Raw genomic sequence first — 20389 nt, 5'->3', positions numbered from 1 at the left:
TCGACATGACTGATTCAACTGCTGTGTTTCCGGTATTCGCCGAAGAACTGCTGCCCGGTGGCGGCCACCTGTCGTTCGTGCTCAAGCGCGGCGAATTGCTGCGCGTGACTGACCTCAACGGCAACGCCAACGTCAGCCTGACGATGTTCAACGCCCATGAAAAAACCGAGCGCCTGAACCTGCCTGACAGCCTCAAATGCCAACACACCGCCAAGCTGACCACCGGCCATTGCCTGTACTCGGACATGGGCCGCGTGCTGGCAGCGATCACCGCAGACACCTGCGGCTGGAGCGACAGCATCGGCGGCGTATTGTGTGCCGATGAAGTCACCGAGAAGTACGGCCAGGGCCGCTATCAGGAACTGCGCAACGGCTTCTTCCGCAACGGCACCGACAACCTGCTGGTCGAGATGGGCAAGTGGGGCCTTGACCTTTCCGATCTGCTGATGACACTCAACCTGTTCAGCCGCGTCAACGTCGACGACAACGGCGCCCTGGCCTTCGTCCCCGACAACTCGAAAGCCGGCGACAGCATCGAGCTGTACGCACCGATGGACACGCTGGTGGTGCTCACGGCGCTGCAACACCCGATGGACCCCAACCCCGAGTACGCGCCGCAGCCCGTCAAGTTGAGCTGGATGAAGGCCGACGCCAGCGTCGCTGAACACTGCCGTACGTCCCGCGAGGAAAACGTGCGCGGTTTCATCAACACCGACCGCCTGTTCGCTTGAGGATTGCCGCGATGAATACGCCACAGAAAAACGCCCCCGTTTCGATCACCTTAATCCCGGCTGGCGAACCTTCGCTGACCGAACTCAAGGCCGGGCAAACCCTGCGCCTGCTCGACCTCGAAGGCAATCAGGCCGTCGACACGCTGTTCTACAGCCTGGCCAACCCGCGTGAACGTTATGACGTGCAGCGCACGCTACGTCGGCAGAACAATGTCTACCTGAGCAAAGGCAGCGTGCTCTATTCCAACCTTGGCAAACCGATGCTGACCATCGTCGAAGACACCTGCGGTCGCCACGACACCCTCGGCGGCGCCTGCGCACAAGAAAGCAACACCGTGCGTTACGCGCTGGAAAAACGCCACATGCACAGCTGCCGGGATAACTACCTGCGCGCCTGCGTTCACGACGGCCGTCTGGGCAAGCGCGACATCAGCCCGAATATCAATTTCTTCATGAACGTGCCGGTCACCGCCGAAGGTGGACTGACGTTCGAAGATGGCATTTCCGGCGCGGGCAAATATGTGGAACTGCGCGCCGAAATGGACGTGATCGTGCTGATTTCCAACTGCCCGCAACTGAACAACCCGTGCAACGGCTACAACCCGACGCCGGCTGAATTGCTCGTCTGGGATTAATCGTTACACGCGCACTGATTCGACGTTTTGGCGCGAGGGACGGCCTTCGTGCAACGAGTACAACAGCGGGACGGCCCGCTACCCAGTTTGAGATCGACGCAGGTCAGTCTCCGGGGTCAAAAACCATGTTCGACACACTGCTGATCGCCAACCGCGGCGCCATTGCCTGCCGCATCCTGCGTACCTTGCGCGCCCTTAAGGTCGAAGGCGTTGCCGTCTATTCCGAAGCCGACGCCGCCAGCCTGCACATTCTGGAGGCCGATCAGGCCCACAGCCTGGGCGACGGTGGCGCGGCCGGAACCTATCTGGCGGTGGACAAGATCCTCACCATCGCGCAATCGACCGGCGCCAAGGCGATTCATCCCGGTTACGGGTTTCTCTCGGAAAACGCCGCGTTTGCGCAGGCCTGTGAAGACGCGGGGATCGCCTTCGTCGGCCCCACGCCTGAACAGCTGCGCGTCTTCGGCCTCAAGCACACGGCCCGTGCGCTGGCGAAACAGCATGGCGTGCCGATGCTGGAAGGCACCGAGTTGCTGGACAGCGTCGAATCCGCCCTGAGCGCCGCCGAGACAATCGGCTACCCGGTGATGTTGAAAAGCACGGCAGGCGGCGGTGGCATCGGCATGCGCGTGTGCCGCAGCGCCAGCGAACTGAGCGAATCGTTCGAGGCCGTCAAACGCCTCGGCCAGAACAATTTCAGTGACGCGGGCGTGTTCATCGAGAAGTACATCCAGCGCGCGCGTCATCTGGAGGTACAGGTGTTCGGCGACGGTCAGGGCGACGTCATTGCCTTGGGTGTTCGTGACTGCTCGGTGCAACGCCGCAATCAGAAAGTCCTTGAAGAAACCCCTGCGCCCAACCTGCCTGAAGGCATGGCCGATGAGTTGTGCACGGCGGCGATCAAGCTCGCGAAAGCCGTCAGTTATCGCAGCGCCGGGACCGTGGAATTCGTCTTCGACAGCGACGATCAGCGTTTTTATTTCCTTGAAGTGAATACCCGCTTGCAGGTCGAGCACGGTGTGACCGAGCAGGTCTGGGGCGTGGATCTGGTGAGCTGGATGATCCAGCTGGCCGCCGGTGACCTGCCGCCGTTGGCCGACTTGCAAGCGGGTCTGCAACCCCGCGGCCACGCCATTCAAGCGCGGTTGTACGCCGAAGACCCGGGCCGTGACTTTCAGCCGAGTCCGGGATTGCTGACGTCCGTTGAATTCCCGCCCGCTGATGGCAAACAGTTGCGCATCGACACTTGGGTCGAGGCCGGTTGCGAGATCCCGCCGTTTTTCGATCCGATGATCGCCAAGGTCATCTGCTGGGCGCCGGATCGTGCAGCCGCCAGCGAAGGTCTGGCGCAAGCTCTGAGCGACACGCGCCTGTATGGCGTGGAAACCAACCGCGACTACTTGCGCCAGATCCTCGCCGACGCGCCTTTTGCCAGTGGCCAGCCCTGGACCCGCTGCCTGGAAGGTCTGGTGTATCACGCCGACACCTTCGAGGTGCTGAGCGGCGGTACGCAAACCAGTGTGCAGGATTATCCGGGGCGTCTGGGTTATTGGGCGGTCGGTGTGCCGCCGTCCGGTCCGATGGACAGCCGCTCCCTGCGCTTGGGTAATCGTCTGCTCGGCAACCCCGAAGGCTGCTCGGCGCTGGAAATCACCATGAGCGGGCCGATGCTGCGCTTCAACACCGATACCGTGGTAGCCGTGACCGGGGCCGTGATTCCGCTGACGCTTGACGGTCAGGCACAGCCGATGAACCAGTCGTTTTTGGTGACCGCAGGTTCGACTCTGGCGCTCGGCACCATTGCCGGCGCAGGTGCACGCAGTTATCTGTGCGTGCGTGGCGGGCTGGATGTACCGGATTATCTGGGCAGCAAAAGCACGTTCACCCTTGGACAGTTTGGCGGTCACGGTGGTCGCGCATTGCGGGCTGGCGACGTGCTGCACATTGCGCCGTTGACTGACCGCAGCGTCGGAGCGCAATTGCCTGCAGAACAGGCACAGGCCCTGCCGGCCGTGCGTGATATCCGGGTGATCTACGGGCCCCACGGCGCACCGGAGTATTTCACCGAGGGCTACATCCAGACCTTCTTCACCACCGATTGGGAAGTGCATTTCAACTCTAGCCGTACCGGCGTGCGCCTGATCGGGCCGAAGCCTGAGTGGGTGCGTGCCGACGGCGGAGAAGCCGGGCTTCACCCCTCGAACATCCACGACAACCCGTATGCGATTGGCGCAGTGGATTTCACTGGCGACATGCCGGTCATTCTCGGACCCGACGGACCAAGCCTGGGCGGTTTCGTCTGCCCGGTGACCATCATCGAAGCGGACCTGTGGCAGTTGGGACAGCTCAAGGCCGGGGACAAGGTGCGCTTTCATCCCGTCAGCCTCGACGCCGCGCGAACAGCCTTTTGCAGAGGCCTGGATGTCGACGCTGATCTCCCGGGCGAACCTCAATCCTGTAGGAGCGCGCTTGCCCGCGATGACGATGGGGCCGACGCCAGAGATGCAGCGGATGTACCAGCCTCTTCGCGGGCCAGCGCGCTCCTGCAGGGGGCCTCGTTGACGTCGCCGATTGTGTTGGACATTGGCGTCGCCGACACCCGCTTGGTCGCGCGCGTATCCGGCGACACCCACCTGTTGCTGGAAATCGGCGCCCCCGAGCTGGATCTGGTGCTGCGGTTCCGGGGCCACGCGCTGATGCAGGCGCTGGAAAGCAAACGCCTGAATGGTGTGATCGACCTGACGCCCGGCATTCGCTCGCTGCAAGTGCATTACCAACCTGAACAATTACCCCTCGCCGAACTGCTGAACATCGTCGCGGGCGAATGGGATGCCGTATGCGCCAGCAAGAACCTCGAGGTGCCGTCGCGCATCGTTCACCTGCCCCTGTCGTGGGACGACCCGGCCTGCCAACTCGCCATCGAGAAGTACATGACCACCGTGCGCAAGGACGCGCCGTGGTGCCCGAGCAACCTGGAGTTCATTCGTCGCATCAACGACCTGCCGAACCTGGACGAAGTGCAGCGCACCGTGTTCGACGCCAGCTATCTGGTGATGGGCCTGGGTGACGTCTACCTCGGCGCACCGGTCGCCACGCCGCTGGACCCACGTCATCGTCTGGTGACCACCAAATACAACCCGGCCCGGACCTGGACCGCCGAAAACTCGGTCGGCATCGGCGGCGCCTACATGTGCGTGTATGGCATGGAAGGGCCCGGCGGTTATCAGTTTGTGGGGCGCACCCTGCAGATGTGGAACCGCTACCGCGCCGTCGAAGCGTTCGACGGCAAACCGTGGTTGCTGCGCTTCTTCGACCAGATTCGTTTCTACCCGGTGAGTGCCGACGAGTTGCTGAACATTCGTCGCGACTTTCCGCTCGGGCGTTACCCGCTGCAGATCGAACACACCACGCTGAACCTGGCCGACTACCAGGCGTTTCTGGCGAAAGAAGCCCAGAGCATCGCCGCGTTCCGCAACCAGCAGCAAGGCGCGTTCAATGCCGAGCGCGAACGCTGGATTGCCAACGGCCAGGCCACGTTCGAAAGCGATGAAGCGGTCGCCGAAAGCGTCGAAGAAGCCTCTGTACCACCGGGGCACTTGAGCGTCGACAGCCACATCGCGGGCAACCTCTGGCAGGTTCAAGTCGAAGTGGGGCAGCGTGTCGCGCCAGGCGACACGCTGGTGATTCTCGAGTCGATGAAAATGGAAATCCCCCTGCTCGCCCCGGTTGCCGGTGTGGTTCAGGAAGTGCGTGTGCAGCCCGGCTCCGCCGTACGCGCAGGCCAACGCGTGGTAGTGCTCCAGGCAGAGCACTGACAGCGAGGGCGGCGCTGATTCGGCGCCGCCCTTTCCTACCACCCTCGGTCACTGCGACCCGTACCAGATTCCACCTCGTAAAATGCATTACATAGATACGCTTTTTTAGCCCTCAAGCACGACATAGTGCACCGCTCACTCCCTCATAACTGTCATGCCATGACCCACAGCAACATCGCCACCACCCACACCGCGCCCGCCCTCCTCAACCACAAACAACTGGCCAGAATGCGCAACAGCCCCGTCGCACGGCTGCTGGCGGGTTCGGTATGGATTCTGAAAGCGTGGCAACTGGACCTCGAATTCCCGCCCTCGATTCACGCTTACCTTGATCAACGGCTTCAGCAGGCCTTGCGCGACAGGCTTGGCCACCCCATTGATATCGATGCGCTGCATATCCAGTTCACGACCGTAGAAAATCCCACCGTGGAGAACAACGGCGAGGAACAATTCGATCTGCGCCTGTCCGTCCGGGAACTCGGCCGTGCCGTGCTCGATCCTCCGGCCTTTCTGGCGCTCCAGCGTTGCGCGGAGCCTGACCGGGCGCTGCACGAAGACTTCCCGCACTTCACGCTGGCCACCCTGTTTGCGCTGCTCATCGATACGCGGTGGACCCGTGAGTACGAGGAGCGGGTGTTGCGATTCTGGGAGCAACATGCCGACACCTGGCAAATGCTCGCCACCCTGTCGTTTCTCGACGGGCTGCGTCTGTTACAGCGCCGCAAACGCATCAGCATGGACGGGTACGTCCTTGCGCTGGACGCTGCGGGGTTCGAGTGGTTTCCAAAGACCTTGTCGGCACTGACCACCGAAAGGCATACCCACCGCTCGGCAGTGCATCTGCTGACCCTCAACGATGACGTCATCCCGGGCGTGTTCCACCTGAGGTCCCGGTTCACGGGGCATTGCTACGTCCATGTACTCGGCGTCACCACACACTGCCACGAGTACATCAGCGACGATGAGCCCTGGAATCAGGACGCCGTCCTCAAGGCGCTGAACGCCTCACCCTGGCACCGGATGCACCTGGATCTTTCTCAGGCGCCGAACACGCTGGGGCTGAGCGAGCCGGTTGGGGATCTCTTCACTCAACTCAAGCAGGCACATCGGCAATTTTCCATTGACCGTCTCATGACCAGCGGTCCGTTCGAATCAGTAGCACACACAACTGAGGACGAAGACGACGTGCTGATGGCGCCGATCCAGCCCGCGATGACACTGGTCAGCGTGCTGGATCACTGGCATGGCGAACCGAAGATCCTCGACCGCATCCCCACGCCGACAACTGTCGCGAACCGAATCATGGGCAATTGGCTCAAGGGGCTCGATGCAGGACCTCCCCATGACCTGGACCCGAAACACGTTTTCATCCGTTACGTGCGAGGCACCTCGACCACGCCGTGGGGCGATCCGCAACGACCACCCACACACGTCGTCGTACCGAGTGAAACGCCGATGAGCCTCGGGCAGGCACTGATCAGAAATTATCGGGAAGAACATCCCAGCGGGTACACCGATGAGGGAGGCCGCTCGGTGGTGTACGTAGATGCAAGCGCCAAAGGCGTCTGGTCACCCGAGGCAGAGCTGTCGATCACACCCGCGAGTGTCCAGGCGCATGTCGACAGCATCGAATTTCTCGACATGATGGCCAAGAGGCTCAGGCGTTTTTGGGACAGACAAGGCGCGGCCATCGAACGTTCTCTGAAGAAGACCTTCATCGCGCAGGCGGTGTTGAGCCTAAAAAATGGCGAGCTCTCTGCCTCAGCGTTCAGCCTGTTGGTGACCGCGCTCGAAGAGGCGGAGCAACACACCGCGCAACGTCAGACCCACTGTCACGCACTCGGCTTTTACCTGAACGCAGGCTCCGTGACGGGGGCGGACGCTCCGGCCTGTGTCGGGCTGCTGCTGTTCCGGCACAAAACACAGCCGACCGGCGTGCTGTATCAGGCGGGTCAGAAGCAGCCCTTCGTGGAACTCGATGACCCCAGGCGTCTGGCTCAGCATCTGGCCCACGCGGCAGCGGATGAACACTGGCGAAAGACGGTGCTCAACTACATGCCCAGCCGTTTTCACGAGCGCCTTGCCTATATCACCGCACTCTGGGGCGGCACGGCCCCCATGCCCCCACCTTTTTCCGGCCTGCGCCCGTGGACCGAGCGAATTTACAACGAAGACGTGTACAAAACCCGGCAAGGCGGCGTCGCGGAACACGAGGTTTCCGGCTGTCCACTGGCGTTCATGGCCAGCGGGTTACGACAGAACGGCCACGATGACGCCGAAGACAGTATCGTCACGGATCGCGAGGTCGCGATAAACCACTGGACGCAACAGGTGAGCCGATTGCAGCTGCTGCTGGCACCGATGGCGTTGCTGATGCCTGTCGCCGTTATTGCATCGCTGACGGCGAGCGCCGCAAGCCTGGCGCTGAATGTTCAGGCGGCCAGTCTGCCGGGGCATCGTGCAGCCGAACGAAAGCAGGTCTTTTTCGCAATCCTCAGCCTGGGGCTGTTGCAGCTGGGGCCAGCAACGCCCCGCCTGCTGCGGGTGTTCACTCAGCTCGCCACACCCGCGAAGGCGCTGGGCGTTGCCCGTGCGCTACCGTCCTCCCGAAGCTTCGCCGAATGGCTACGGGGCGCCACGCACTCGCGAAAAACCTACGTCAGCACCTTCTTCAATGGCACAGGGCCGATGAAAACCTGGAGCCTGCTCGGCAACGGCATGTTCGGCGTCGAGCCGGTCAGGGCCTGGAAGCTGGGGCGCAAGTTTCTGCTCTGGACCTCGGATCGCAACCAGGCGCGCACGCTGGTTGTCAGCAGTCACGGTTACTACCTGCCCTGGACCCGCACCACGGCCATTCCCAACGGCACGGAATTGCGCACCTACGCCCCTCATGGCCAGACGCTGATTGATCCGACCCTGCACCGTGTTGCCAGCCAGAACGTTATCCCCTACTCGCTGCTCAACACCACGCAGCCTCTTCCCGGCCCCAGGACGCCGCCTTTCTCGTCCTGGCTGGAAGCCGACACCTTGATGGCCGGCACTTCACTCCCAGGTCGGATCAAGAATTACACCCTGGCGAAATTTCAGAGTGAGCACTACGAAAGCTATCGATACATCGGTCATATCGTACGCAACACCCAGCAGTCGCCGCTGGCGGGACACTTACCGTCAACCCCCATGGACGTGCTGACCGTGCGCAATCGTTTCGGCATGACAAACCCGACCTTGCAGGACCTGTTCAACGAACTGAATCGCCATGGCATTCATTACGACAGGATTCTGTTGGTGCATTGCCGCTGCTCGGCGGTCAGCTCGCTGCTGGGGCGAGTGCCTGACTTTCACGCGCCGATCGGTAACGCGCCGATCAGCCCGTAGGTGCCGGCCATCAACCGATCAGCCGTTAACCGCAGCCCCCCATGGCGCAACAGGGTGGCCGCAGGCTAGCATGTCTGGGTCAACGGACTCTTTTACATTCAAGCGGACTGGTCATGCCCCTTCGTTCCACGCTCCACTCACAACGCTCCCTGCTGTTGACGTTGGTGATCCTTCTGGGGAGCGGCTTTCTGGCGACATCCTTGCTCAGCTATTTTGCTTCGCGAGATGCCATTCGAGACAGCATCGTCAATACCGAACTGCCACTGACGTCGGACACGGTCTACTCCGAAATCCAGAAGGATTTGGTCCGTCCGGTGTTGATCTCATCGATGATGGCCCGCGACACCTTCGTGCGCGACTGGGTCGTGGCCGGCGAAAAAGACCCGCAGCAGATGACCCGTTACCTCAAGGAGGTCATGGATCACTACGGTGCCTACACGGCCTTCTTCGTCTCCAACCAAAGCCTGACCTACTACCAGGCCAAAGGCATTCTGAAAAAGATCAGCCCTGACGAGCCCCGTGATGTCTGGTACTACCGCGTGCGTGACATGGCCGATCCGTACGAGATCAACGTTGACCCGGACCTGGCGAACAAGGACAACCTGACCTTCTTCATCAACTACAAGGTTTTCGATTACAACGACAACTTCATCGGTGCCACAGGTGTCGGGCTGACCGTCGATGCCGTCATCAAGCTGATCGACCGATACCAGGAGCGTTATCAACGCAGTGTGTACTTCGTCGACACCTTTGGCCGACTCGTCCTGACGGGCGCGCAAGGCGGTCCGGGCGGCGCAAAAGTCGGGCAGGTCTTGCGCGAACTGCCCGACCTCAAGGCGCTTCAGCAGCAGATGCCGAAGCCACAAAGCGGCAGCTACCAGTACGATTCGCTGGATGACGCGCATTTCCTCAACGTGCGCTACATCCCCGAGCTGAACTGGTACCTGTTCGTCGACAAACGCGAAGACGGCGCGCTGGACGAGATTCGCCAGTCGCTGTACCTGAACCTGCTGATCTGTCTGGCGGTGATGGTGCTGGTGCTGTACCTGCTCAATCGGGTCATTCGCCGCTTCCAGGTCCGCATTGAAACCCAGGCCATGCTCGACAGCCTGACCGGTCTGCCCAACCGTCGCGGTTTCGACCGGATCGCCATGGACGCCATCGCGGACGCGCGCCGGGAACACAAAGCGCTGTCGGCCATGCTGCTGGACCTGGATCACTTCAAGCGCCTGAACGACACCCACGGCCACCTGGCCGGTGATGAAGTGCTCACGGGCTTTGCGGACGATGTGCGGCGTTGCCTGCGCGACACCGACATCATTTGCCGATGGGGCGGCGAGGAGTTCATCATCCTGCTCAAGGACACCAACAGCAGCGGTGCCCGACGCGTCGCCGAGAAAATTCGGCTGCTGGCCGAGCAACATACCTACGTCTTCACCGGCGCGGCCCTGCAAGTTACGGTCAGCCTTGGCCTGACCGAACTGCACCCCGGCGACACCCTGCAAAGCCTGATTGCCCGTGCCGACCAGGCGCTCTACAGCGCCAAGCAGAACGGCCGCAATCGGGTGTGTACCGAAGTGGCAGAACCGGCATGAACGCGTCCGAACCAAGCCCCGACATATGCCCCGTCTGCGGCATGAGTAACCGCTGCACACTGGCCGATCCGCGCACCGTCGATCAGCCGTGCTGGTGCTTCACCGAAACCATTGACCCCGCCGTGCTGGCAGCGCTGCCCGAGGCCCTGCGCAACCAGGCATGCCTCTGTCCGCGCTGCGCCGGACTGGCTCAGGCCATCGAACCCGACCAGATTCAACGACCGGAATGAGCCATTGACGGTCAAACAGGTCTCGGAAACCTGTGGGAGCAAATTCATTCGCGATGTGGCGAGCAGCCGATATCGATGTGCCGTATGTACCGGCCCTTCGCGAATGAATTCGCTCCCACAGGTTCAACGACCTCCTGACCTGACGTAACATGCCCCACCCTCTTTGCACGCCAAACTGCCATGCGCCTCGACCGCCTCCTCAGCAACCTCCCCCGCTTCAGTCGCAAGGACGTGCGCCTTGCGCTGCTCGCCGGACGGGTAAAAGTCGAGGGGCTGACGGTCAAGGACCCGCTGCACGAGGTTCGCGAATTCAGCCACGTCATGCTCGACGACGAAGTGCTGCAGACGGGCAAGCCCGCGCGTTACTTCATGCTGCACAAACCACCGGGATGCGTCAGCGCCACCACTGACCCTCAGCACCCGACCGTGCTCGATCTTGTGCACGAGCCCGACAAACACGACCTGCACATCGCCGGGCGCCTGGATTTCAACACCTCGGGACTGATGCTGATCACCAACGACGGCCAGTGGTCACGTCGTCTGACCCAGCCTGCCACCAAACTCCCGAAGGTTTACTACGTCGAAACCGAGCAGGACATCGGCGAGCATTACGTTCAGAAATTCGCGGAAGGCTTCTACTTCGCTTTCGAAGACCTGACCACGCAACCCGCTCTGCTGGCAATCCTCGACCCTCGCCGCGCACGATTGAGCATCGTCGAAGGCCGCTACCATCAGGTCAAACGCATGTTCGGTTTCTACGACAACAAGGTCGTGCGCCTGCATCGAGAAAGCATGGGCCCGTTACGCCTCGACCCGGCGTTGATGCCCGGCCAGTACCGGCCCCTGACAGCTGAAGAGATTCAGCAGATCTGACGTCTTTCGACCGCCCGGCAGATCGTGTAGGACAATTCACGAATGGCACTTGCGGGTTACCTCTACGCCTGCTTGAATCCAATCGTCGGTCCACATGTGACCGGAGAGTCACGAACGCACTCTAAGAAACCTTTTGTCGTCACGAGCGCCTTCAGGCACCAAAAGCGACACACCGCCCGCCAATAACAATACCTGTCGGACAGACTGTCCCGTACCGACATGGGCCCCCCTTTCAAGGCATTGCCTACCTGTCACGAAACTCGTGCAACGTGGTTGCGCGCACACCGGTTTTAACGTCAGGAGACATGGATATGAGGCCAGAAATCGCTGTGCTTGATATACAGGGCCAGTTTCGGGTTTACACGGAGTTCTATCGCGCAGATGCCGCAGAAAAGACCATCATCATGGTCAACGGCTCACTGGCCACTACTGCATCTTTCGCCCAGACCGTCCGCAATCTGCACCCGCAGTTCAACGTCGTGCTCTACGACCAGCCCTACGCGGGCAAATCAAAGCCTCACAACCTCCATGAACGACCGCTGACCAAAGAGATGGAAGGCCAGATCCTGCTGGAGCTCATCGACCATTTCAACGCCGAACACATCATGTCGTTCTCATGGGGTGGCGCGGCCGCGCTGGTGGCGCTGGCGCACCGACCCAAGCGCATTGAAAAGGCCGTGATCAGCTCGTTCTCGCCCGTCATCAACGAACACATGCACGACTACCTCACCCGAGGTCAGCAACACCTGGGCGCCTTTGATCGTTTCGAAGTCGGCAACCTGATCAACAGCACCATCGGCAAACACCTGCCGTCGCTGTTCAAGCGCTTTAACTACAAACACGTCAGCTCACTGGACCTGCACGAGTACGCGCAGATGCACCACCACATCAACCATGTGCTGGACGTCAGCACGCACAACCAGATCAAAGCCGCCAAACGCATCAACGTGCCGGTGCTGTTCATGAACGGCGAATGGGACGAATACACCGCCGCCCCCGACGCCCGACTGTTCGCCAATCACATTCGCGATTGCCACTTCACCACCATCAAAAGCGCCGGGCACTTCCTGGACATGGAACACAAAGCCGCGTGCCTGGAATCCCGGAACGCACTGTTGAGCTTCCTCACGCCGGCACCCGAACCCAGCCGAACCCGCTACCGACAGGCACACACGCACCATGCATTTGCAATCTGACCGTGAAGGTCTCAAGGAACGGATTCATTCGCCAGCGCCCGCCTACCAGCCTTCGGCGAATGAATCCCGAACCTTCCCCGCAGCACCCCGCAACACCCACTGATTTCCACGCACCGCATTTAACGCTTCAATTCAGTGCCCGCTTCTGGTACAAAGTGACCCGCTGAAAGCGTCAAAAGCGGGTGTCGTATAATGGCATTACTCCAGCTTCCCAAGCTGATAACGAGGGTTCGATTCCCTTCACCCGCTCCAGTCTCTCCAAACCCCGCCCGAAAGACCTCCTAATTCCTGATTTGATCTTCCGATCTGCCCCTGCGCCTCTGTTTGCACCAAGCTGCCACTTTTCCAGATACCCCCAATCACTTCTTTTCGCTTCTTCAGATACCCCGCACGCGCGTACGGTGGTGCCATCTGAAAGCAGCAGGCGAAGACGATGGAAAAGGTTCAGGTATCACCCTCTCGCACGGGTTCCCACGATCAGTCTCACAATGCCAAATGGGGCATTGCGGCCGGGTTTTCGGCGAGTCTGGTGGGTATTGGTCTTGCCCGGTTTGCGTATACGCCTTTGCTGCCGGCGATCATTGATGCCGGGTGGTTTGATGCGTCGAAGGCGGCGTACCTGGGTGCGGCGAACCTGGCGGGGTATCTGCTGGGTGCGTTGACTGGGCGGGTGATGGCGCAGAGGTCGTCGACGGCGTTCACGCTCAGGGCAATGATGCTGCTGGCCAGTGTGGCCTTTTTCGCCTGTGCGTTTCCGGTGTCTTATCTGTGGTTTTTTGTCTGGCGGTTGTTGTCGGGAATCTCGGGTGGCGCGCTGATGGTGCTCGCTGCGCCTGCGGTGCTGGCGTATGTGCCGCCGTCCAAGAGAGGGCTTTCGGGCGGGATCATTTTCATGGGAGTCGGCGTCGGTATCGCGGCGTCGGGCACGTTGGTGCCGCTGTTGCTGCAGCAAGGTTTGCAGCAGACATGGCTGGGGCTAGGGATCATTTCTCTGGTGTTCACGGCGATTGCCTGGAAGGGTTGGCCGAAGCAGGACGCTGCGCCCGTTCACGCAGTTCAGCATCCGCGTCAATCCAAGAACACGACGCTCAAGGCGTTGTACGCCGAGTACGCGCTCAACGCGGCGGGCTGGGTGCCGCATATGATTTTTCTGGTGGCCTTTATTGCTCACGGGTTGGGTCAGGGGCTTGAAGTCGGGGCTCAATATTGGGTGCTGTTCGGCATTGGCGCGACACTCGGCCCATTGCTGGCGGGCGTGTTGGCCGACCGCGTCGGCTTCGGCTTGGCGCTGCGGTTGTCGTTCATTCTGGAAGGTGTGTGTGTCTGCATCCCGGCGCTGGGCTTGGGCACTCCGTGGTTGATGGCCTCCAGCGTGGTGGTCGGCGCATTTGTAACGGGGACCGTGCCGTTGGTCCTGGGCCGTGTGCAGGAACTGCTGGTGCACCATCCCGCGCAACAAAACGCCGCGTGGCGGACGGCCACGGTAGGCTTCGCGCTGTTTCAGGCGGTGGCGGCGTATGGGTTTTCGTACTTGTTCTCGTACAGCGGCGGCAACTACGCCCTGTTGTTCCTGTTGGGAACCGGCGCTATCGCCCTCGCCTTGCTGATCGACATCGTGGCTTCACGAAGCGTTGATGAAGCGGCTCATCGCTGATGTCACGCAAGCTGCCTGACGTTCTGCGGGCGACCGCCATTTTCCTGATGCACGCTGTCGAGAAAGGTCGCCAGCGCGCTGGAGAAATGGCTGTCGATGCGTCGGACGAACACCGTTTCAACTTGGGAAAAAGCCGTCGGCAGCTCATGCACGGCGACCCGGCCTTCCTGCCAGGCGTCAGCCACAACGCCTCGAGGAAGGAGCGTGACGCCAACGCCCGCCGACACACAGGCGATGATGGCGTCGATGGAGCCGAACTCAAGTGGCTCCGGCACAAGCAGCCCCGTACTCGCCAATAACGCGTCCAGGCGCTGCCGATAGGAACAGCCGACACGAAACACCACGGTTTTCAGATGGGCGATCGCGCGCACAGCGTCCAGCGAGCGCACGGCACGAGAGGTGACGAGCACCAGCTCCTCGTGAAAGACGGTTTCGGTCTGCAACTCTGGATGACTGACCGGCCCTGCCACGAATGCCCCCTCGAGCTTACAGTCGACGACATCCTGAATCAGGCTGCTGGTGGTGCCGGTCCGCACCATTGGCCGAACGTCTGGCCACGCTTTGGCGAAGCGGGCGATCAACAGCGGCAAGCGAAGCGCGAGGGTGGTTTCCAGCGTGCCGATTTCCAGCACACCGGCCGGCGTGCCGTCATCGCGCGCAGCGGCCGATGCGTCGGAAAGAAGCTTGGACAGCCTGGCGGCATAGGGCAGCACGCGTCGGCCTGCCGGGGTGATCTGCACGCCCTTGGCGCTGCGTTGAAACAGCGAAACCCCGAGTTCGTCTTCTAGCGAGCGGATTCTTGAGGAAACATTCGACTGCACGGTGTTCAGTTCGACTGCGGCCTTGTTCATGCTGCCGTGCCGTGCGACGGCCTCCACGACCTTCAGATCGATAACGTCCACTGCATCACCTGCTATCTCGAATGAAACCAACCTGACCTCCAGGTTATTGGTTTTTGAGATTATTCCTCAACCCATGCGGTGACAAGCGCACGTAATCTTTCGAGAGCGGAAAAGTACAAAGCCCCGGCAAGAACCGAGGCTTCGTTTTTGTTCACGCATTTACTTTTTCGCTTTGGATTTAGCCTTTGGTGCTTCTTTATGGGCCTCGGCCGGCTTGGCTTTAGCGACTGCCGCGGGCTGTGCTTTCATTGCGGTCCGCTCCTGATAAGCCGGTAACGACGCAGCAAACGCCATCGCCTCCTCGCGCGAACCAAACGACCCGAGTCGGTCGTGGTGAGTGCAGACCCGCCATGGGCCGTTGTTGACGTTGATCACGTCGTAGCCGTTGAAATGGGTTTTGCTGAGCATCGCTGTGTGCATGGTGACCTCCCTCTCATTCAGAGAGTGTTATGGATTGTCCCGAAAGACCTTACACCCGGTCGCCCTCGTATGAGGGGCCGTTAGACAGATGGCGTCAGGGCTTAAGCGGTCGTTCTTCGTCTTTTTCCGACAGGTTTTTCCCATCGTCCGGGTGCTTCCAGGTTTGCGGGGGCGGCGTTTCGCGCCTTTGCTTATCGGTGGCTTCAACCCGTTCGAATTCGTCGGCGGACGGCGACGACCTGTCGCGACGCGGCGTTTCCATGGGGCTTGGATGAGGGCCGGGGCTTTGCGCGGCGGCGGTATTCACTGGATCGGTTTTCATGATGACCTCTCAGCGAACCGGATTTGGGGTTCAAGCGTTAGAAACAGGCTCGACACAGGGGTTCGAAATATCTTCCGGACGGTCCGACGACGGCTCCGGCGTTGACAAGGTCGACCTGGCTTCCTATAAGTCCACTCCGTTTGGCCGCTCGGCCAGCCTGCTCACCTGAACGCGAAGCGAGAAGATGGAATTCACGGATTTTGACGCTGAACTTGCCGACTGGCATCAACTGCAAACCGCTCACCCGTGTTCAGGTTTGCTGTTGGGCAACGGTGCCAGCCTCGCGGTGTGGAAGAACTTCGCCTACGACTCGCTGTTCGAGCTGGCGCAGACCACCCGCAATAAGCCGCTGAGCCCGACCGAGCTTGCGCTGTTCAAATCCATGGAAACCGAAAACTTCGAGCCCGTCCTCAGCGGCCTGAAGGTGGCGATGCGGGTGAACGCGGCGCTGACGATCAGTTCGTCGTCGCCACGTAACCGTTACTTCGCCATCAAGGAAGCGCTCATTCACGGGATTCGCTCGGCGCACATTCCATGGCGTTTGATGGCGCCGTCGACCATCGCACACATCAGCCAGGCGCTGAGCCAGTACGCGACGGTCTACTCCACCAACTATGACCTGCTGGCCTATTGGGCGGTGATGCATGGCGCACAGCCGTTCGACGATCTGTTCGATGACGACGCGGTCTTCAACCTGCACCGGACCACCAGCCACGCCACGCGCATCCTCTATCTGCATGGCGGCATGCACCTGGTGAAAAACTTCGACGGCACCGCGCGCAAGCTGATGTCCTCTGAAAGCACGCTGCTGGGTAGCTTTGCCGTCAATGCGCTGGAAGACGTCCCGCTGTTCGTCTGTGAGGGTCGCAGCAACGACAAGATGAAAATCATCCGAGGCTCGGACTACCTATCGTTCTGCCACGCCCAACTGGCGCAACACCAGGGTTCGCTGTGCATCTTCGGGCATTCGCTGGGCAAACAGGACCGACACATCCTGCACGCCGTGCTGCAAGCCAGACCGACCACCCTCGCCATCTCGATCCTTGCGCGCAGCGAAGCGTTCATCCAGCATCAAAAGCGGCACTACAGTGCGTTGTTCGAAGGACAGAACATCGAGTTGAAGTTCTTCGACGCCAAAACGCATCCGCTGGGCAATCCCGAGTTTTCGGTGCCGGTGGCGCGGTTGAAGGAAGGGTTGGAGATCAGGAAGGGCTGAGTCCTATCTGCGAGGAAATCTTCGGAATGCATTGGACTAAAGCGGCAGGTAAGCCTTTACACCGTTGATCACTGCTTCAAGGTCATTTGGGCAAAGACGTGGAACAAAATATTCCCTTCCGCCTCTCGTCTTGCGATGAGCCTTGTCCAGCCGATCAAAGCTGACGGTGTAGATCATGTCGCATTTGACCCATAACTGTTGAGCCCCATCCGTAATCAGCGGGTTCACTCTGAGCAGATGATGCCAGTCAAATTCGTTTTCAGGAGATGTGGAAGAGATGGGAACCACGGTACATAGACGTCTACGGTGTCTGGCACGATGGGAGATGACCACCACCTTGCGAACCTTCACCATTTCTGGAGGCACAAAACCTCTGGTGAAATCACAGACCAGCACATCGCCCTGTTTAGGCAAATAGTAGAGAGGCATCCCTTTCTCCAGGAAAAGCAAAGCCGCCCGAAGGCGGCCTCTATCGACACGCAGTAGAACTTGCATCGCCCTGACTGCGCCGCTGGTTCAACCTCAACTGAGGGATCCAGACTCCATTCAGCTCTCGCTGATCACCCGCGCAGTATGTGCAGTCAGAATTGCTGTTTCAAGCCCACTCTGGATATTCAGAATATATCCCACCTGCCAGGGCGATGCGTCCGAGAAATTCCCTGTATTGGAAGCAATAAAAGCGAGCGAGGGTCTCAGGGAACAGTTTTTGTCCGCTCCCCCCCAACCCGCTCCCAAACTTCCCACAACTGCCGGCTTACTCGTTACTTTCCGACAACGCCCCCACCACGACCGTGTTGCCGTGCGCCTTCTTATTGACGCTGGCAGCGACCGATTCTGTCGACAGTCGGACGCTGCTGAGGGAGGCGAGGCGGTCGCTGCTCGTCGATTTCACGACGCTCGCTGACCACTGAGCCGCCACGGTCGCTATCCATGCGAACAGGAACACCACGACACCTTGCAACGCCCACTTTCCGATGACCGACACGATTGTTCTCCTGGCTGAATTCGACGCCACCCATTTGACCTTCAAATGGTTGCAGGAAGATGGCATTCAATTTCTGCACCAATATTCAAAGGTGTGCAGCGGCCAGCAGGAAAATCCTCACAAACGGCGTTTCCCCCCTGAAACGCGAAGTGTACGGCCAATTCTGTCGGTATCTGTTAAGGGGCTTTGCGGGTCATCTGTGGCTGAATGGAAGCCTTCGTTCCACGCTTGGCTTTTATTCTTAAAACAAAAGGCACGACTCAACATGTCCTCTCGCGAAAACACCGGCATGGTCCTCGGACTGGTCGGCGTGGTGATCTTCAGTCTGACGCTGCCCATGACCCGCATCGTGGTTCAGGAAATCCATCCTTTGCTCAATGGCCTCGGCCGTGCGTTGTTCGCGGCGATTCCAGCGGCAGCTTTGTTGCTCTGGCGTCGGGAGAAATGGCCGACCCGCGCCCAGTTCAAAGCGCTGATGGTCGTCGCGCTGGGCGTGATCATCGGCTTTCCGGTGCTATCGGCCTGGGCCATGAAAACCCTGCCGGCCTCTCACGGTGCGCTGGTCAACGGCCTGCAGCCTTTGCTGGTGGCGATCTACGCGGCATGGCTGTCCCATGAACGTCCTTCAAAAGCGTTCTGGCTCTGCGCGGCGATGGGCAGTGTGCTGGTATTGGGCTATGCGCTGATCAGCGGTGCGGGCAACTTACAGGCCGGTGACCTGCTGATGGTGGGAGCCGTGGCCATTGGTGGGCTGGGTTACGCCGAAGGCGGCCGGCTGGCCAAACAGATGGGCGGCTGGCAGGTGATCTGCTGGGCGCTGGTGATTTCGATTCCGGTGTTGATCATCCCGGTCGGCTACCTCGCCTCGCAGCACGAAGGGCCGATCTCGACAGGCGCGTGGTGGGCGTTTGGTTATGTGTCGTTGTTCTCGCAATTCATCGGCTTTTTCGCCTGGTACGCGGGCCTTGCCATGGGCGGGATTGCCCGTGTCAGTCAGATCCAGCTGGTTCAGCTGTTCTTCACCATGGCGTTTTCGGCGCTGTTCTTCGGCGAACATATCGACCCGGTCACCTGGATTTTTGCCGCCGGCGTGGTCGTGACGCTGGCCATCGGGCGCAAGACGGCGGTCATCGCGCCCAAACCGGTCGTGGCTACGCGGCTCTAGCCGATCAGATGATCTGCCTGGAGCAAGGTCTCCAGGCAGTGTTCCTGAATGCCATAGAACGTCTTCAATTCCTGAATTTTCGCCAGCAGTTCTGCAGGATCGGCCGGCGTTGCGCGTTTGACGGCCAGGATCATCTTGTTCTTGTTGGTGTGCTCCAGCGAAATGAACTCAAAGACTTTGGTCTCGTAGCCACACACTTCCAGCAACAACGCACGCAGCGCATCGGTGACCATCTCGGCCTGCTGCCCCATGTGCAGACCGTATTGCAACATCGGCTTGAGCAGCGTCGGGCTCTGGATCTGCAGGCGAATCTGTTTGTGACAGCATGGCGAGCACATGATGATCGAGGCGCCCGAACGAATACCAGTGTGAATCGCGTAATCGGTGGCGATGTCGCAGGCGTGCAAGGCAATCATCACGTCCAGCTCGCTCGGCGCCACCGAACGCACGTCGCCACACTTGAACACCAGCCCGGGGTGCTCCAGACGCGCGGCGGCGTTGTTGCACAAGGTGACCATGTCTTCACGCAACTCGACGCCCGTGACGTTGCCTTCGGCCTGCAAGGTATTACGCAGGTAATCGTGGATGGCAAACGTCAGATAGCCCTTGCCTGAGCCGAAATCGGCCACCGTCACCGGCTTGTCGAGCGTGATCGGCGAGGTCGACAGCGCGTGGGAGAACACCTCGATGAACTTGTTGATCTGCTTCCATTTGCGCGACATCGCCGGAATCAGTTCATGCTGCTTGTTGGTCACACCCAGATCCGTGAGGAACGGACGGCTCAGCTCCAGATAGCGCTTCTTCTCGCGATCATGTTCCGCCGAAGGCGCCTCACGCTGTTGCTGTGAGGTGTTGCGGAACAGGGTGCTCTTGCCTTTCTTGCTGAACTCCAGCTGCACCTCGTCAGTGAGCGACAGCAGATGCGCGTTTTTGAACGATGCGGGCAGCAGGCTGGCGATCAGCGTTTGCGCCTCCGCCAGGGGATGGTTCTTGGTGATGTCGCGGGTCTTGTAGCGATACACAAACGACAAACAAGGCTGCTCCTTGATCGTCGTGGGTTTGATGATGATCCGTTGCAGCTCGGCCTCGGTCCCGACGTGCTTGGCCAGCACCAGCTTGATCAGTGAGTTCTGCGTCAGACAGGTGTCGAGCAGGCTCAGGAACTGGGCGCGGTGATCCTGCGCGGGAGCGACGTTGGCTGCAGTAACGGACATCGGGTGAACCCTGTGGATGCGAAAAATGCGAGGGCCGTATTTTAGGCGGGTTGACGGGCCG

General features: G+C 60.3%; 16 protein-coding genes, 1 tRNA gene and 1 pseudogene. 12 read left to right on the top strand and 6 right to left on the bottom strand.

All coding sequences use genetic code 11. The features are described 5' to 3' along the window. Positions 1-5 precede the first annotated feature (5 nt). The 10 genes from AB4N84_RS16715 to AB4N84_RS16670 all read left to right on the top strand — a co-directional run bounded on the left by AB4N84_RS16715 (position 6) and on the right by AB4N84_RS16670 (position 14104). Positions 6-731, top strand: a complete 726-nt coding sequence (locus AB4N84_RS16715; RefSeq protein ID WP_460042297.1) for an urea amidolyase associated protein UAAP1 — start codon at positions 6-8, stop codon at positions 729-731. An 11-nt stretch (positions 732-742) separates the two neighbouring features. Then, the gene (locus tag AB4N84_RS16710) at positions 743-1366 is read left to right on the top strand and encodes an urea amidolyase associated protein UAAP2 (RefSeq protein ID WP_460042296.1); all 624 of its coding nucleotides are present in this window, start codon (positions 743-745) and stop codon (positions 1364-1366) included. Between the two features lie 125 nt (positions 1367-1491). After that, on the top strand, positions 1492-5181 hold the full coding sequence (gene uca / locus AB4N84_RS16705) for an urea carboxylase (RefSeq protein ID WP_460042295.1): 3690 nt from the start codon (positions 1492-1494) through the stop codon (positions 5179-5181). 159 nt (positions 5182-5340) lie between these two features. Continuing rightward, entirely contained in the window at positions 5341-8556 is a 3216-nt protein-coding gene (locus tag AB4N84_RS16700) for a dermonecrotic toxin domain-containing protein (protein ID WP_460042293.1), read from the top strand. Positions 8557-8669: 113 nt separating this feature from the next. Further along, positions 8670-10151, top strand: coding sequence for a sensor domain-containing diguanylate cyclase (locus tag AB4N84_RS16695; RefSeq protein WP_460042292.1), 1482 nt, complete (start codon positions 8670-8672; stop codon positions 10149-10151). Further along, positions 10148-10381: a cysteine-rich CWC family protein gene (locus tag AB4N84_RS16690; protein WP_460042291.1), complete on the top strand. Its 234-nt coding sequence runs from the start codon at positions 10148-10150 to the stop codon at positions 10379-10381. Before AB4N84_RS16695 ends, AB4N84_RS16690 begins: the two co-directional genes overlap by 4 nt. A gap of 180 nt (positions 10382-10561) precedes the next feature. Beyond that, entirely contained in the window at positions 10562-11254 is a 693-nt protein-coding gene (locus tag AB4N84_RS16685) for a pseudouridine synthase (RefSeq protein ID WP_460042290.1), read from the top strand. Between the two features lie 311 nt (positions 11255-11565). Continuing rightward, on the top strand, positions 11566-12450 hold the full coding sequence (locus tag AB4N84_RS16680; RefSeq protein WP_074755658.1) for an alpha/beta fold hydrolase: 885 nt from the start codon (positions 11566-11568) through the stop codon (positions 12448-12450). A 178-nt stretch (positions 12451-12628) separates the two neighbouring features. Beyond that, positions 12629-12702, top strand: a tRNA-Gly gene (locus AB4N84_RS16675). A 181-nt stretch (positions 12703-12883) separates the two neighbouring features. Continuing rightward, positions 12884-14104: a YbfB/YjiJ family MFS transporter gene (locus AB4N84_RS16670; protein WP_460042289.1), complete on the top strand. Its 1221-nt coding sequence runs from the start codon at positions 12884-12886 to the stop codon at positions 14102-14104. Positions 14105-14106: 2 nt separating this feature from the next. On the opposite strand, the gene AB4N84_RS16665 is transcribed toward AB4N84_RS16670, so the two are convergent. The 3 genes and pseudogenes from AB4N84_RS16665 to AB4N84_RS16655 all read right to left on the bottom strand — a co-directional run bounded on the left by AB4N84_RS16665 (position 14107) and on the right by AB4N84_RS16655 (position 15748). Continuing rightward, the gene (locus AB4N84_RS16665; RefSeq protein WP_460042288.1) at positions 14107-15006 is read right to left on the bottom strand and encodes a LysR substrate-binding domain-containing protein; all 900 of its coding nucleotides are present in this window, start codon (positions 15004-15006) and stop codon (positions 14107-14109) included. Positions 15007-15258: 252 nt separating this feature from the next. After that, positions 15259-15426 (bottom strand): annotated as a pseudogene (locus AB4N84_RS16660) (SPOR domain-containing protein); the annotation flags it as partial. A 94-nt stretch (positions 15427-15520) separates the two neighbouring features. Beyond that, positions 15521-15748: a hypothetical protein gene (locus AB4N84_RS16655; protein ID WP_074755652.1), complete on the bottom strand. Its 228-nt coding sequence runs from the start codon at positions 15746-15748 to the stop codon at positions 15521-15523. Between the two features lie 184 nt (positions 15749-15932). On the opposite strand from AB4N84_RS16655, the gene AB4N84_RS16650 reads away from it, so the two are divergent. Then, positions 15933-16964, top strand: coding sequence for a DUF4917 family protein (locus AB4N84_RS16650; protein ID WP_460042287.1), 1032 nt, complete (start codon positions 15933-15935; stop codon positions 16962-16964). Positions 16965-17000: 36 nt separating this feature from the next. Here AB4N84_RS16650 and AB4N84_RS16645 read toward each other — a convergent pair whose 3' ends face one another. Together AB4N84_RS16645 and AB4N84_RS16640 are read right to left on the bottom strand one after the other, a co-directional pair. Beyond that, the gene (locus AB4N84_RS16645) at positions 17001-17393 is read right to left on the bottom strand and encodes a type II toxin-antitoxin system PemK/MazF family toxin (protein WP_460042286.1); all 393 of its coding nucleotides are present in this window, start codon (positions 17391-17393) and stop codon (positions 17001-17003) included. A 325-nt stretch (positions 17394-17718) separates the two neighbouring features. Further along, on the bottom strand, positions 17719-17949 hold the full coding sequence (locus AB4N84_RS16640; protein ID WP_460042285.1) for a hypothetical protein: 231 nt from the start codon (positions 17947-17949) through the stop codon (positions 17719-17721). A 265-nt stretch (positions 17950-18214) separates the two neighbouring features. Between AB4N84_RS16640 and AB4N84_RS16635 the strand changes: the two genes are divergently transcribed. Continuing rightward, positions 18215-19114, top strand: coding sequence for a DMT family transporter (locus AB4N84_RS16635; RefSeq protein WP_074755644.1), 900 nt, complete (start codon positions 18215-18217; stop codon positions 19112-19114). Here the strand turns inward: AB4N84_RS16635 and AB4N84_RS16630 are convergent. Beyond that, entirely contained in the window at positions 19111-20328 is a 1218-nt protein-coding gene (locus AB4N84_RS16630) for a class I SAM-dependent methyltransferase (protein WP_460042284.1), read from the bottom strand. The two genes, AB4N84_RS16635 and AB4N84_RS16630, sit on opposite strands and share 4 nt — an antisense overlap. Positions 20329-20389 lie beyond the last annotated feature (61 nt).

The organism is Pseudomonas sp. S2_H01, from assembly GCF_054668305.1.
The sequence above is the reverse complement of the archived record's forward strand: the minus strand, read 5'-3'. Positions and strand labels throughout refer to the sequence as shown.